The sequence below is a fragment of the Bacillota bacterium genome (genome assembly GCA_040755295.1).
Lineage (GTDB): Bacteria > Bacillota > Desulfotomaculia > Desulfotomaculales > Ammonificaceae > SURF-55.
In genome coordinates this window covers 63,978-77,542 of record JBFMBK010000002.1, presented here as the reverse complement: position 1 = coordinate 77,542, position 13,565 = coordinate 63,978, and the positions used below count along the sequence as shown (strand labels likewise).

Sequence of the window (13,565 nt, the reverse complement as noted above, 5' to 3'; positions counted from 1 at the left end):
CGAATAAAAGAATATTTCGCCATATTCTTCTTATTTCCTTCCGTCATCACGAAGATTTACTTTTCAGTGAATTTTTTATAATATCATTCATGCCGGTCTAAAACTTTAGAGAACGGTGTTTTTATTCTATAAAGAAAGCACGGGTAAAGAAAGGGGCATTAAATGGAAAGGGTCAGGGAGGATATCTTCCGCCGGGTGCAGGTTCTTCAGGAGCGACTTTCAGGAGAAGGAGTTGCGGGAGCCCTTATTCTGCAGAGTGCGGATATCGTGTATTATTCGGGCACTTATCAAAGCGGTCATCTTTACGTCCCGGCCGGGGGAAGTCCGGTTTTCATGGTACGCAAGGACTTCGAGCGGGCGCGGGCTGACGCCGCAGTGGATTTTGTCGTGCCTCTAAGAAGCTACCGTGAGGTTCCACAGATTATCGAGGAACACGGTCTGCCGCTTCCGGAGGTGCTGGGCCTCGAGTTTGACGTGCTGCCGGTGAGCGTATATATCCAGTACCAAAAAACTTTTCCGGCGTCGCGATTTAAAGACGTTTCCGCCATTATCCGTGAACAAAGAGCGGTTAAATCGGGATTGGAAATTGAAATCCTTCGTGACAGCGGACTTCTTCTTGACGCTATGATGGAATGCGTGCCGCGCATAGCGGCCGTGGGAAAGACGGAAATCGAAATGGCAGGACGGTTTGAAGGGGAGGCGCGCCGGTTGGGGCACCAGGGGCTTGTTCGCTTCCGGGGAATGAACCCCGACTTTTTCATGGGGCATTTTCTGACGGGACCGAACGCCGCCGAACCCTCTTATTTCGACGGCCCTGTTTCCGGGCCCGGGCTTGATCCGACATTTTCCTTCGGCTCGGGGCGAAGGATGCTGAAGGAAGGCGAGCCGGTTTACGTTGATTACGGCGCAGCTTACCGCAGCTATGTCACCGACGCCACCCGCGTCTTCGTTTTCGGCAGACTGGATGATCGGCTCGAGAAGGCTCACGTGAAAGCGCTGGAAATTCAGTCGGCGGTGTTGGCGGCGGCGCGGCCCGGCGCCGTGCCTGCCGAGTTGTATGAACTGGCGTTTCAGCTTGCACGGCAGGCGGGCTTCGGTGACTATTTCCAGGGATGGCGGCAGCCGGCGAGGTTTATCGGCCACGGTGTCGGGTTGGAACTAAACGAATTGCCGGTGATCGCTCCCGGAGTCAAGGAACCTCTTGCTGCCGGAATGGTTTTTGCCCTTGAGCCGAAATTCGTTTTCCCCGGTGTAGGGGCCGTGGGAATTGAAAATACGGTCCTGCTCACGGATAACGGCGTGGAGCGTCTTACCAACTACCCGGATGAAATCCAGCGGCTTTGAAACAGTAGTCAGTAGAAGGTAGACAGTAGTCAGAATATAGAATATAGAATTCAGAATATAGGACTCCGGAACTCTATTTCTTCTTTTGAATCCCCCGACTCGTGACGCGCGACCCGAGACTCCCGACTTTTGTATACGGACTCAGACTTTCGACTGATGACTGAGGACCGGGGACCTTAAACCCGAAACTAATGACACGCGGCTCGTGACGCGTAATGTTACAGCCCTAGTACTACGCCGATAAAACCACCGGTAGCGCCACCGGCGGACAGAAGGATAAACTTCTGCAAAAGCATGCCGGTTGTGACGGGGCCGGGCAAAACGGTGACCGCGGCAAGCCAGAGGATCATAAAAAGGGATACCCCCACGGCGGTTCCGTGTACCAGCGCTTTCCCGCCTGCATGTTTTGTAGCGAGACAACCGCCGAGCGCCCCGCTTAGAAAGAGAATAAATGAAACGATGAAGGGAAACAGGCCTTCAGAGACACTAGTGAAGTAGAAAAGGCATGCCACTATGATGGTAGCGCAAAACGACGTCAAGGCGCCGACCAGCGTGCCGCACCCGATAGCTGTCAGGCTTAGGCCCTTTTGGACCTCGTCAACATTAAGGGACATTTTATTCCACCTCCCGGTAATATTCTTATGTCTTAGCGACGGGGAAAAGAACCCTTGGTTAAACGCTTGAAAGGCGCCTTTTATTGCGCCGTTTGACGGCCTGTGGTAAAATAACGCTGGATAATTACGGGCGTAAACAATAGAGCGGTAATGACCCTGGCCCGTACTGAAAAAGGGTCATTGTTTTTTTTGAAGCAGCGGGCGACGGTTTATTCGGAGGTCTTGAGTATGCCGATTAAAAAACCCCGGGGTGTAGCGGATATTCTGCCCGGTGAGGTGGAACGCTGGCAGCGGCTTGAGAGCATAGTACGCGAAATAACCCGGATTTATGGTTATCAGGAAATAAGGACGCCTGTCTTCGAGTTTACCGAACTCTTTCAGCGCGGGGTGGGAGAGGAAACCGATATTGTCGCCAAGGAGATGTATACCTTCACGGACCGGCGCGGGAGGAGTCTTTCACTTAGACCGGAAGGGACGGCGGCGGTTGTACGGTCTTTTATCGAAAACAGTCTCTTCAACCGGCCGCAGCCGGTTAAGTTGTATTACACCGGCCCGATGTTCCGGTACGACAGGCCGCAGGCGGGTCGTTTTCGGCAGTTTCACCAGTTCGGCGTGGAGGTCTTCGGCTCCGACGAACCCGCCGTTGACGCGGAGGTTATCGCCCTTCTAACAGATTTTTTTAAAAGAATAGGGCTTAAAGACCTTTTACTGGAAATCAACAGCGTCGGTTGTCCGAAGTGTCGTCAAGAGTTGGTCGCCGCGCTCAGGGAGTATTTTAAGACAGTAATGGAGAAGCTTTGCAGGGACTGCAAGGAGCGTGTGGAACGCAATCCTTTGCGCCTGCTCGATTGTAAGGAAGAAGGGTGCGGAGAGCTTGCGAAGCAGGCGCCGGTTCCTCTGGATTTCCTATGCCCCGGCTGTCGTGCGCATTTTGCGGGGGTCCGCGAGGAGCTTGACGTTCTCGGCATCGCCTACGTCGTAAACCCGCGTCTGGTGCGCGGTCTTGATTACTACACCGGCACCTCCTTCGAGGTGCTGTTGCCCGGAATCGGCGCCCAGAGCGCCATCGGCGCGGGCGGCAGGTACAACAACCTCGTGGTGACATGCGGCGGTCCGCCGACCCCGGGGGTGGGATTCGCCGTCGGCATCGAGCGCACACTCCTCGCACTCGATCAGCAGGGCTTAACCTTGCGCGAAGCTGAGCCGCCGGGGGTTTTTGTGGCCACGGCCGGGGAAGGAGCGGAGCGCATGGTAGCGGGAATCATCCAAAACTTACGGGACGCCGGATTCCCGGCGGACCGGGAATACGCCCGCCGGAGCCTCAAAACGCAGCTGAAACAGGCTAACAGGCGCGGATCAAAATGGGTGGTAATCGCCGGTGAAGAAGAACTGAACAGGGGAAAGTTAGCCCTGCGGGACATGGACACCGGGGAACAGGTGGAGATCGACGTAAAGGATCTGGTTTCGTGGCTGAAACAACACGACGCGGGTCAAACGACGGGATCCAAAAATTCTTTTTAAACATGCAGACCGTATTAAAAGAAAGCAATGCCTTGTCAGCTTACGACGACTCACGGGAGGATTAATTAATGAATCAAACTTCGTACCGCACGCATTCGTGCGGCGCGCTTCGGGATAATAAGACGGGGCAGAACGTTATAATATGCGGTTGGGTCCATAGCCGCCGGGATCACGGCGGTCTGATTTTTGTCGACCTGAGAGACCGCGATGGCGTAGTGCAGGTCGTTTTCAGTCCCGATGTCAGTGGAGAAACCTTTAAGATCGGCGAAACGGTCCGCGGGGAATACGTTTTACAAGTGAAGGGAGAGGTGCGCAGGCGGCCCGCGGGTACGGAAAACCCGCGGCTGGAAACGGGCGGGATCGAGGTTTATGCCGCGTCCTGCGTCATTCTTAACCGGTCTAAGACCCCGCCTTTTTACATTGAAGAGGAGGTCAACGTGGACGAGGACCTCAGGCTGCGCTACCGCTACCTTGACCTGAGACGGCCGGAGATGCGCACCGCGCTTGAGAAGCGGCACCGGGCGGCCAAGGTCGCGCGGGACTTCCTTGATTCGCGGGGCTTCTGGGAAATCGAGACCCCCATGCTGGGGAAGAGCACACCCGAAGGGGCCCGGGACTACCTTGTCCCCAGCAGGGTGAACCCCGGCCGTTTTTATGCCCTGCCTCAATCACCCCAGTTGTTCAAGCAAATACTGATGGTCGCCGGGGCCGAACGGTATTTCCAAATAGTGCGATGCTTTAGGGATGAGGACCTTCGGGCGGATCGGCAACCGGAGTTTACGCAAATAGACATGGAGATGTCTTTTGTGGATGTCGATGACGTCATCGGTCTGAGTGAGGGACTGATCGCCGCTGTCTGCCGTGAGGTAGCTGATATTGAAGTTCCCCTTCCCATTCCCCGTTTGACTTACATCGAGGCGATGTCTCTCTACGGCTCGGACAAGCCGGACATCCGGTACGGCATGAAGCTGACCGATGTTTCCGATATCGCGGCCGGTTCGGAATTCAAGGTTTTTGCGCAGGCGGTCGGCGCCGGGGGTATGGTGAAGGGCATCGCCGTTCCCGGGGCGGCGGGTATGACGCGGCGGGAGATTGATGATCTCACCCGATACGCGGTGACCTTCGGCGCCAAAGGTCTGGCTTACATACAGATTAACCCCGAGGGCCCGAAATCACCGATCCTCAAGTTTTTCAAAAACCAAGAAATGGACGGCCTGATGGCTCGTTTCAATGCGCAATCCGGCGACCTTATTCTTTTTGTCGCCGACCATCGATTCGTAGTGGAGAGGAGCCTCGGCGCCATTCGCACCCGCATTGCCGAACAAATGGACATGATTCCCCCGGGTTTTTCTTTTACCTGGGTGGTCGATTTTCCATTATTGAAATACGATGATGCAGAGCAGCGTTATGTTGCGGTGCACCATCCTTTCACCGCGCCTCTCGACGAGGACCTGCCTTTCCTGGAAACCGAGCCGGAACTGGTGCGGTCGAAGGCTTACGACCTGATCCTGAACGGGGTGGAACTCGGCGGGGGAAGCATTCGTATTCACCGGCGGGATGTCCAGGAGAGAGCGTTTAAGACGATAGGAATCAGCTCTCAGGAAGCGGAAGAGAAGTTCGGCTTCCTGCTAGAGGCGTTTGATTATGGGGCGCCGCCGCACGGCGGGATCGCTTTTGGTTTCGACCGTTTACTGATGCTTTTACTCGCGAGAGGGACCATCCGGGACGTTATTCCGTTCCCGAAAACCCAGAGCGCGCAGGATCCGATGACGCTGGCGCCGGCTCCGGTAACGAACCGGCAGCTTTCCGAACTGCATATCAGACTGGATGTAAAAGAGCAAAAAAGGAAATAACAAGCGACTTATTAAATTTTCTGGATACTCTGTCGAGTACTAAAGGTAGTAAACGTTCAGCAGACCACGTTGGTGTTTTGACGGATTAACCACTTAACTGCGGGATTATCACCGTGGTGAATACTTACTAAAGTAACATGGATGCCGGACCGTTCAACAAATAGGAGTGTTATCCTAGATGCATGACCCGTCATTACCAATAATGGTCCTGGCGTTATTCGGCGGCATGGGGCTCCTTTTATACGGTATCAGTGTCATGAGCGAGGGGCTCCAGAAAATCGCGGGACACAAACTGCGCCGTATTCTTGGAGCGGTGACGAACAGACCCTTCTGGGGTCTTTTTGTCGGAGCGATGATTACGGTCCTCTTCCAGAGCAGTACAGCCACTACGGTTGTACTTGTGGGACTGGCCAGCGCCGGGGTGATAACCCTCCGTCAGAGCCTGCCGGTAATCCTTGGCGCCGACATCGGCACGACCGTCACAGCCCAACTGATCGCCCTGAAAGTGACCGAGATTTCGCTGCCTATTGTGGGTGTTGGCGCTAGTATCGTTTTTTTCGCCAGGAGGGACCGTTACCGGCGGATCGGTCAGGCGATAATCGGATTCGGGCTGCTCTTCCTTGGTCTCAAAATAATGGCGGACGCCATGGTGCCGCTACGCGACTCGCCCGTATTCCAGGAAGCGCTCCTGCGCGTATGTCACAACCCGCTCCTGGCGATCGCGGTCGCCGCCTTTTTCACTTTCTTGGTTCACAGCAGCGCGGCGTCGCTCGGCGTTATCATCATGCTGGCGTCGCAGGGGTTGATCGACACTCTGTCGGCGCTTTATTTTATCCTTGGCGCAAACGTAGGCACATCCTTTACAGCCCTCTTGTCCAGCCTGGGCTCGCGGCGGGAGGCCCAGCGTGTCGCCATGGCGCACTTCTGCGCAAAGATCGGCGGCACCTGCATAGTATTCCCTTTCGCCGTGCCCATCGTCAACTGGTTGAGCGGTGTCACAAGTTCGCCGAGCTTTCAGGTGGCCAACGCGCACACCTTATTCAACGTGATAATCGCCCTCAGCTTTCTCCCTTTCCGCAACCTCGGGGTTGTTGTTCTCGAAAGGTTTCTCCCGGATAAGACGATTCCGGAGTTCGAGCCGAAGTACCTCAACGAAGCCCTCCTTGGCACTCCGTCTATCGCTCTGGGGCTGGCGTACAAAGAGGTGGTCCGGTTATCGGCCGAGGTGCTGCGGATGTTTCGAGACGTAGACCGGGTGCTGCGGACCGGGCAGCATGGAATAATCGAACGGATCATGCATACGGAAAACGTCATCAACGCCCTTTTCAGTAAGGCTACAACCTATCTGACGCTTCTCCTGAGACGGCCGTTGCACCGGGAGGAGTTCGAAAAAGGAATGGGCTTGGTGCAAGTCTTGAACGATCTTGAATTGATAAGCGACATCATGAGTAAAAACGTTGCGCCGCTCTTGCGACACAAAATTCAGGAGAATATCACCTTTTCACCGACCGGATGGGAGGACCTGGTTCTCATGTACCAGGAGGTTTGCCTAATGATGCGGCAGACGCACAAAGCCCTGGTAAAAGCGGACTACTGTCTCGCCGAGCAGGCGATTAACATGCTTCCAAAGATTACGCAGTTGGAAAGGGGCTTACGGAGTACCCACATCTATCGCCTGCGGGAAGGGATAAAGGAGTCGGAACTTTCAAGCAGACTGCACCTGGAACTATTAAACGCCTACCTGAAAATCAGCGAACACCTTCGCAGTATAGCATTCACCACCGCCGGCCAGTTGACGGACTCGCGCGTGTGCCCGGCGCCTCCGCCGCTTGAAACGGATGAAGAGGCGGAAAATGATATCGCCGTCAAAGTAGAGGCGCTGTAGGGAGCGTGTCGGTAAACAGTAGTAAGTAGTCAGTAGAGAGTGGGCCTTCGACTACGGCGACGTGAAAGCCTACGACCCCGATAATAAAAACTTAACTTGCAGCCGGAAACCGGCTACTCCCGCCGCGTCAGCTTTATTGACTCGCCGTCGGCCACCCCTTTTAAAACCCGCGCGTCGCCTTTAACCCGTCCGATTATGTTTACCGGGCTCGCCGGACGTATTTCATTCCCCCTGCTGGCGGGCGTGGGGCCGAAGAAGAGGCAGAGCGCCGGTCCAACCGGCCAGTACCCGAAGTCCCCGGCTTCAACCACCGCCTGCGGGTTTTCTTCGGGCATTTTGAGCGATACATAGAAATAAACCTCGTCACCCCAGGTGTTTACCTGGCCGGTTATCGGAAGCGTTTCCCAAACCGCTTGCGCCGTGGCCGAGGGGTTCAGTTCCGCTTCAACCGTGACACTGCCCGCAGTAACGAGGATTTGCCGCGCAGTTTCTTTCGTCGGACTCACGCGTATTTACCCCCTTATATTGAAAAACGAGAAATGCAACACTTCTAACATCTATTTTTCGCTTTTTTGTTATTATTTCCTCCCGAAAGGCACTTTTTCCGGAAGGGAAAAGGAGCGAATGCGAGAAACCTTATGAGTAATTTCAGGTGTCCCGGATGCGCGTTCCCGTCAGAGAAACATTAAGCGGTTCAATAGTTACCCTTATGATGGGAGGTGTCATATGCGGCGGATTGGTGCGCTTTTTTACTTGGGGTGTTTTGCGGCGGGCTTCTGCCTGATGCTTACCGCGACAATTCTAAACTACCTGCCCGGCGCTTTTGCGACGCCGGTCGCTGCCGAAAACGGACGGAACCGGGTGGTCGTCCTGGAGGTTAACGGACCGATCGTTCCTGTAGTGTCACACTACCTGTCGCGCGGGATAGAACGGGCGGAGGGAGAAGGCGCGGTCTGCCTGATAAATCTAAACACGCCGGGTGGGCTGTATAACGTTACCCAGGAGATCGTGACCATGATCAGCAACGCGAAAACGCCGGTTATAGTCTTCGTCGGTACCTCCGGGGGATGGGCGGCTTCGGCGGGAGCTTTCATCACCATGGGGGCGCATGCGGCTGTTATGGCGCCCGGGACACGTATCGGTGCGGCTCATCCCGTAACCATGGGGGGGCAGCAGGAAGACGGGGTGCCCGCGGAAAAGATAGCCGCCGACGCGTCCGCCTGGATGCGTTCACTGGCCGAACTCCGGGGGCGCGACGCCGGGCTGGCGGAGGAAATGGTGACCAAAAGCCGCTCCTTCTCCGCGGCAGAAGCGGTCAAACTGGAACTGGTCGATTTAATTGCAAGGGACGTGCCGGAGGTCTGCCGGAAGCTCTCGGGGAAGAGAGTGACCCTCGCTGACGGGCATACCGTAACCCTTCAACTGTCCGGAGCCGTTCTGGAGGAGATGAAACCGAACCGCGTTGAAAGTTTCCTCGGCACGCTGTTGAACCCCGACATCGCCTACATCCTTTTGACCATAGGGATGGCCGGGCTGATGGTCGAAATTTACCACCCCGGGCTTATCATTCCCGGAGTTATTGGGGGCATATCGTTACTGTTGGGCCTTTACAGCATGGGTTCCCTGGATGCGTACTGGGGAGGCATAATCCTGATCCTTCTTGCCTTCGGCTTCTTTATAGCGGAAGCCTTTGCGCCGACGCACGGGGTCCTGGGCACGGGCGGCGTGGTCTCCTTCATTTTCGGCTCGCTTCTCCTTTTCAGCATGCGAAAGGCGGGATTCGGCGTGAGTATCGGCCTGATAGCGGCAATGAGCATGGCTCTGGCCGCGCTTACGGCGCTCCTGGTCACCGCTGTGGTCAGGGGTCAAAAAAGGCGCGTGCTCACCGGCTTGGAGGGACTGGTCGGACGGCAGGCGGTGGCGAGGACGGACCTCCGGCCGGACGGGAAGGTATTCTTAGAAGGGGAAATGTGGCAGGCGGTCAGCGAAGAGGGGGATATACGCGCCGGAGAGAAGGTTGAAGTGATGCAGAACGAAGGCATGAGCCTCAAGGTGCGCCGATTCGACAGGCAGTAGGCGGTAGCTGGAAGAAGCGCAGGCTCACAATCGACATTTGGGACCGGGTAGGTTAAATGTTACGCCGGTAGGCCAAAATATACACAGTTTCCACCTTAAACCTTAAAGCCGGAAGCTTAATTTTGACCTCGAACCCAGACCTTAAACTTTGAACCTTGAACTTATTAAGGAGGTGACCATGCCGCGTTGCGGCACAACGAAATCTGAAAAATTGGACCCGTAAGCGTGTTGCTTGGCTGTAGAAATGTAACATAAACGGAACGCGGCGAGAAGTGATGTAGTGCAAGGAAGACCGGCGGAGACGAACCGGAGCGTACTAAGTGCGTACGTGAGGATTCGGCTCCCCCGGCTGACGCAGCAATGCGTTGCTTATCGTCGCGCCCACCGAAAGAAGTACTATTTTCTAAGGAGGTGCCTTTATGTTTAGTTTTGCCATAACCATCGTTATCCTGGCGGTCTTGATATTCGCTTCATCGATCCGGGTGGTCCAGGAGTATGAGCGCGGCGTCATTTTTCGGCTCGGCCGTTGCGTCGGCGCGCGCGGCCCGGGGATTTTCCTGCTGATTCCTATTATTGAAAGGATGCGAAAGGTCGACCTGCGGGTGGTCACCATGGAGGTCCCCACGCAAGAGGTCATTACCCGGGATACCGTTACCGTCAAGGTTAACGCGGTTGTTTACTTCAGGATAATCAATCCGGTGGACGCGGTAATTAAGGTGATCGATCCGGTTCACGCCACGTCCCAGCTAGCCCAGACGACTTTGCGAAGCGTCCTCGGGCAGTCGGAGCTCGACGAACTGCTGTCCCAACGCGAGGCGATCAATCAACGCCTGCAGCAAATCATCGACGAGGGCACAGAGCCCTGGGGCGTAAAGGTAGGCCTTGTCGAGGTCAGGGATGTAGAACTGCCGGGAACGATGCAGCGGGCGATGGCGGCGCAGGCCGAGGCGGAACGGGAACGCCGCGCGAAAATCATTCATGCCGAAGGCGAACTGCAGGCGTCGGAAAAGCTATCGGAAGCGGCCAAGGTTATCGCAAGGGAACCGGTTACGGTCCAACTCCGATACCTTCAGACCCTGCGGGAAATTGCGGCGAACAACTCCAGCACCATCGTCTTCCCACTGCCGCTGGACCTGGTGAAACCGCTGATAAGGATCTTCGGTATAGAAGAGGAAAAAACAGAAGCGAAGAAATAGGGTTATGTACCGAACCCGATCGCTTTCTGCGTGGCGGAAGAGCTTGCGGCGGAAGACTTCATGGGTTCATGGGGGGCGCGAACGAAGTCGTCGCGGTCGTTTCAAGCTGGTATCGTGGTTATATTGCTTGCGTATTCACGGCCTTTCCGCCTGTAAACAGGGTACTTAGAACATGGACCGCTTACATTTCCGAAGATAATAGTATTCTGGCGGGATTCTTTGGACCCGCGGCTACCCCGGCCGCAGGCATATTCGTGGCAATCAGGCGCATATGCTTTCGTTAGCTGGGGGGATTATATAATGAAATGGTTCGTCTTTTCCCGAAAGTGGCTTTATATCGTTCTTTTGGCGGTAGTACTGACGGGTGCGGGTTACTTATTATTACGGGCGCTGTGTTTTCAAACCGCGGTGCAGCCCCAGGAGCTTTTCCTGCAGGCGATGACCCGGACGAAGGGAGCGAAGTGTTACTCTTATAACATTAAGACGCAGCTAGTAACCCGTCAGGGAACACGATGCTTGAGCGAGCTGAATGGAGCGCGGGTTTTGCCCGACAAGGTATGTGCCAAAGGAAAGATATTCAACTCGCCGGTGGAGATCATCCAAGCCAAAGGAATGACTTACATCAAGGACCGTTTCTCGTCCAAGTGGCTAACCATGGAAGGCGACCGATTGGGGGAAACCGGTGTTTTTATCGCCGAGCTTGACCCTCTCGTAGTGCTTGATTTTCAAGAAACACCCGCTGTCGTAAAGGGAAAAAGGGACCGCGAAAAGAAGAACTCGCTCGTGCTGGAGTTTTGCCCGAAGGTCAAGAACCGTTTCCTAGCCGCCCAGTTTACCGACTTTTCCTACCATATTTACGTTGACCCTAAGGAATATTATATAACCGAGATAAGGGTAGAGGCCCGAAGCAAGGAAGCCTCCACCAGACTATTATTGAACATGGGGCTGTATGATTTCGAAAAACCGGTTAAGATTGAACCACCGAGGGATGCGGCCGCGAACTGAAAGGGGAGGAGCGGATCCCGAGAAGTGTCTTGGGCCTGACGAGTAGTCAGGCCCGAAATTATTTCTTTTTAAAGGTCTCGCATTTGGTGTTGTCCGATTTTAGGGCGCTCGCGGTTCCGTTGCGGTCCACCTGAATCATCGGCGCCGCGCACTTGACGGCTTCGTTGTATTCGCACTCGGTGACCGTGCACTTGATATCCGGCATCTCTTTTCACCTCCCGTATGGAATCTTGCTGCTATTCTATCCCATGGAAACCTGTTTATGCATTTCACCTGCACAGGTGTTTAACAAGCCCGATCGACGCGGCAGTATGGCGCCGGACAGTGCATCTGTATTTAATTGGTATTGCAGGAGAGAACAACCTCCGGTAACGTAAGAACGCACCAGGTTAACGAACAGTTGGTTTTAGACAGGCGTTCGAAACCTGTGGTTATCCTGCGTATTTTCAAAGTGTTGCAGTTTACGATCTAAGGCTTGTATGATAAGATTATGCTGGTAAATTGGCATGGAGGGATCGTCTTGCGGACTAAAGAGTTGGTTTCCTCCTTAACCGACTGGCTGGCGCAGCAGCTTAAGGACTCAGGATTGAGCGGTTACGTTGTCGGACTCAGCGGAGGAATCGATTCGGCGGTGGTGGCAGCGCTTTGCAAAAAGGCATGCCCCGGCAACACCCTGGGCATAATTATGCCATGTTTCAGTGAGAAAAGGGACGCGGAAGACGCCGAAACGACCGCGAAACACTTCGGCATAGAATTTAAGACCGTTTCTCTCAACGAGGTCTACCGTTTACTCGCCGAGACTTTGACCGGTAAAACACTTGCTGAGCTTGATAAGAAGGATATATGTCTGGCTAATATGAAACCGCGGCTGAGGATGACCACGCTTTACTTCCATGCAAACCGGCGGCGCGCTCTGGTTGCGGGAACCAGCAACCGGTCCGAACTGGCGATCGGTTATTTTACCAAGTACGGCGACGGGGGAGCGGATGTGCTGCCGATCGGGAACCTGTTGAAATTCCAGGTGCGGGAAGTTGCCGAATATCTCGGGGTACCCAAGCCGATTATACAGCGACCGCCTTCGGCGTGTCTTTGGGAAGGACAGGTTGACGCCGGGGAACTCGGCTTTACATATGACGAATTGGATCAATACCTGCTTACCGGCGAGGCATCTCCGACTTCCCGAAAGAAAATAGAATTTCTTTGTGGAGCAAACCTTCATAAAAAGAAAATACCGCCGATGCCGGAATTCTAAGTTGAGCGGCTTCGCGCGGGGACAATCGTAAAAAGTTAAGGTGACGAAGTTTGTCAGGGCATTCTAAATGGGCGCAAATAAAAAGAAAAAAGGCTAAAACAGATGCTCAGCGGGGAAAGGTGTTTACGCGGCTGTCGCGCGAGATAATAATGGCCGCGCGGCAGGGTGGAGGGGATCCGGAAGCTAATTTTCGTCTTAAGACGGCTATCCAGCGGGCTAAGGAAGCAAATATTCCTTTAGATAACATCCAGAGAGCCGTTCAAAAGGGAGCAGGGGAAACCGGCGGCGGCAATTTTGAAGAGGTTATCTATGAAGGTTACGGACCCGCGGGTGTGGCGGTTCTAATAAAGGTGACTACGGATAACCGGCACCGGACGGCGTCCGAGGTGCGTCATGTTTTGAGCAGAAACGGCGGGAGCCTGGGGGAGTCCGGATGCGTCTCCTGGCTGTTCCAGGAAAAAGGGCTGGTTCTGGTAGGAAAAGGTGATTTGTCGGAGGAAGATCTTTTGCTCCTGGCGCTTGAAAGCGGTGCGGAGGATCTTAGACAGGTGGAAGACGGGTTTGAGATTACCACCGCCCCGCAGGAGTTGGCACGGTTGAAATCGGACCTGGAGGAACAGGGAGTGCCGGTGGAAGAAGCGGAAATTGTCTTGGTTCCCCAGAACACCGTGCCGGTAGCCGGAGAAGAGGCTGCGAGGGTGCTAAGGTTGGTGCAGAGCCTGGAGGAACTCGACGATGTCGAGGAAGTCTGCGCCAACTTCGATATACCGCCGGAGATAATGGAAGGGGCTGCCGAGAGGTAGCCCCTTAGTTTTGTTT

General features: G+C 54.7%; 12 protein-coding genes. 9 read left to right on the top strand and 3 right to left on the bottom strand.

The window, feature by feature from the left end; genetic code table 11:
- The first annotated feature begins 162 nt into the window (after positions 1-162).
- The gene (locus AB1500_02355) at positions 163-1,344 is read left to right on the top strand and encodes a Xaa-Pro peptidase family protein (GenBank protein ID MEW6182006.1); all 1,182 of its coding nucleotides are present in this window, start codon (positions 163-165) and stop codon (positions 1,342-1,344) included.
- Between the two features lie 218 nt (positions 1,345-1,562).
- Here AB1500_02355 and AB1500_02350 read toward each other — a convergent pair whose 3' ends face one another.
- Positions 1,563-1,958, bottom strand: a complete 396-nt coding sequence (locus AB1500_02350) for a TIGR04086 family membrane protein (GenBank protein ID MEW6182005.1) — start codon at positions 1,956-1,958, stop codon at positions 1,563-1,565.
- Between the two features lie 228 nt (positions 1,959-2,186).
- Here AB1500_02350 and hisS point away from each other — a divergent pair, with 228 nt between their 5' ends.
- The 3 genes from hisS (at position 2,187) to AB1500_02335 (ending at position 7,217) form a co-directional block, all read left to right on the top strand.
- A complete protein-coding gene (gene hisS, locus AB1500_02345) occupies positions 2,187-3,479 on the top strand; it encodes a histidine--tRNA ligase (protein MEW6182004.1) in 1,293 nt (430 codons plus the stop codon).
- A gap of 68 nt (positions 3,480-3,547) precedes the next feature.
- A complete protein-coding gene (gene aspS / locus AB1500_02340; GenBank protein ID MEW6182003.1) occupies positions 3,548-5,332 on the top strand; it encodes an aspartate--tRNA ligase in 1,785 nt (594 codons plus the stop codon).
- A 178-nt stretch (positions 5,333-5,510) separates the two neighbouring features.
- Positions 5,511-7,217, top strand: coding sequence for a Na/Pi cotransporter family protein (locus AB1500_02335; protein ID MEW6182002.1), 1,707 nt, complete (start codon positions 5,511-5,513; stop codon positions 7,215-7,217).
- Between the two features lie 113 nt (positions 7,218-7,330).
- On the opposite strand, the gene AB1500_02330 is transcribed toward AB1500_02335, so the two are convergent.
- A complete protein-coding gene (locus AB1500_02330) occupies positions 7,331-7,723 on the bottom strand; it encodes a cyclophilin-like fold protein (protein ID MEW6182001.1) in 393 nt (130 codons plus the stop codon).
- Positions 7,724-7,943: 220 nt separating this feature from the next.
- Between AB1500_02330 and AB1500_02325 the strand changes: the two genes are divergently transcribed.
- The 3 genes from AB1500_02325 (at position 7,944) to AB1500_02315 (ending at position 11,494) form a co-directional block, all read left to right on the top strand.
- The gene (locus AB1500_02325; protein MEW6182000.1) at positions 7,944-9,293 is read left to right on the top strand and encodes a nodulation protein NfeD; all 1,350 of its coding nucleotides are present in this window, start codon (positions 7,944-7,946) and stop codon (positions 9,291-9,293) included.
- A 419-nt stretch (positions 9,294-9,712) separates the two neighbouring features.
- Positions 9,713-10,489 carry an SPFH domain-containing protein gene (locus AB1500_02320; GenBank protein MEW6181999.1) on the top strand — a complete coding sequence of 259 codons (777 nt, stop codon included), beginning with the start codon at positions 9,713-9,715 and terminating at the stop codon, positions 10,487-10,489.
- Positions 10,490-10,789: 300 nt separating this feature from the next.
- Positions 10,790-11,494 (top strand): hypothetical protein, encoded by a 705-nt coding sequence (locus tag AB1500_02315; GenBank protein MEW6181998.1) that lies wholly within the window; start codon positions 10,790-10,792, stop codon positions 11,492-11,494.
- Between the two features lie 58 nt (positions 11,495-11,552).
- Here AB1500_02315 and AB1500_02310 read toward each other — a convergent pair whose 3' ends face one another.
- Positions 11,553-11,699: a DUF1540 domain-containing protein gene (locus AB1500_02310; GenBank protein ID MEW6181997.1), complete on the bottom strand. Its 147-nt coding sequence runs from the start codon at positions 11,697-11,699 to the stop codon at positions 11,553-11,555.
- A 315-nt stretch (positions 11,700-12,014) separates the two neighbouring features.
- On the opposite strand from AB1500_02310, the gene nadE reads away from it, so the two are divergent.
- Both nadE and AB1500_02300 read left to right on the top strand, forming a co-directional pair.
- On the top strand, positions 12,015-12,746 hold the full coding sequence (nadE, locus tag AB1500_02305) for an NAD(+) synthase (protein ID MEW6181996.1): 732 nt from the start codon (positions 12,015-12,017) through the stop codon (positions 12,744-12,746).
- Positions 12,747-12,796: 50 nt separating this feature from the next.
- Positions 12,797-13,549, top strand: coding sequence for a YebC/PmpR family DNA-binding transcriptional regulator (locus tag AB1500_02300; GenBank protein MEW6181995.1), 753 nt, complete (start codon positions 12,797-12,799; stop codon positions 13,547-13,549).
- Positions 13,550-13,565: the final 16 nt, after the last annotated feature.

Bases quoted from the DNA above. Each gene is read 5' to 3' on its own strand.
- AB1500_02355 (MEW6182006.1), top strand. From the start codon at position 163: ATGGAAAGGGTCAGGGAGGATATCTTCCGCCGGGTGCAGGTTCTTCAG.
- AB1500_02350 (MEW6182005.1), bottom strand. From the start codon at position 1,958: ATGTCCCTTAATGTTGACGAGGTCCAAAAGGGCCTAAGCCTGACAGCT.
- hisS (MEW6182004.1), top strand. From the start codon at position 2,187: ATGCCGATTAAAAAACCCCGGGGTGTAGCGGATATTCTGCCCGGTGAG.
- aspS (MEW6182003.1), top strand. From the start codon at position 3,548: ATGAATCAAACTTCGTACCGCACGCATTCGTGCGGCGCGCTTCGGGAT.
- AB1500_02335 (MEW6182002.1), top strand. From the start codon at position 5,511: ATGCATGACCCGTCATTACCAATAATGGTCCTGGCGTTATTCGGCGGC.
- AB1500_02325 (MEW6182000.1), top strand. From the start codon at position 7,944: ATGCGGCGGATTGGTGCGCTTTTTTACTTGGGGTGTTTTGCGGCGGGC.
- AB1500_02320 (MEW6181999.1), top strand. From the start codon at position 9,713: ATGTTTAGTTTTGCCATAACCATCGTTATCCTGGCGGTCTTGATATTC.
- AB1500_02315 (MEW6181998.1), top strand. From the start codon at position 10,790: ATGAAATGGTTCGTCTTTTCCCGAAAGTGGCTTTATATCGTTCTTTTG.
- AB1500_02310 (MEW6181997.1), bottom strand. From the start codon at position 11,699: ATGCCGGATATCAAGTGCACGGTCACCGAGTGCGAATACAACGAAGCC.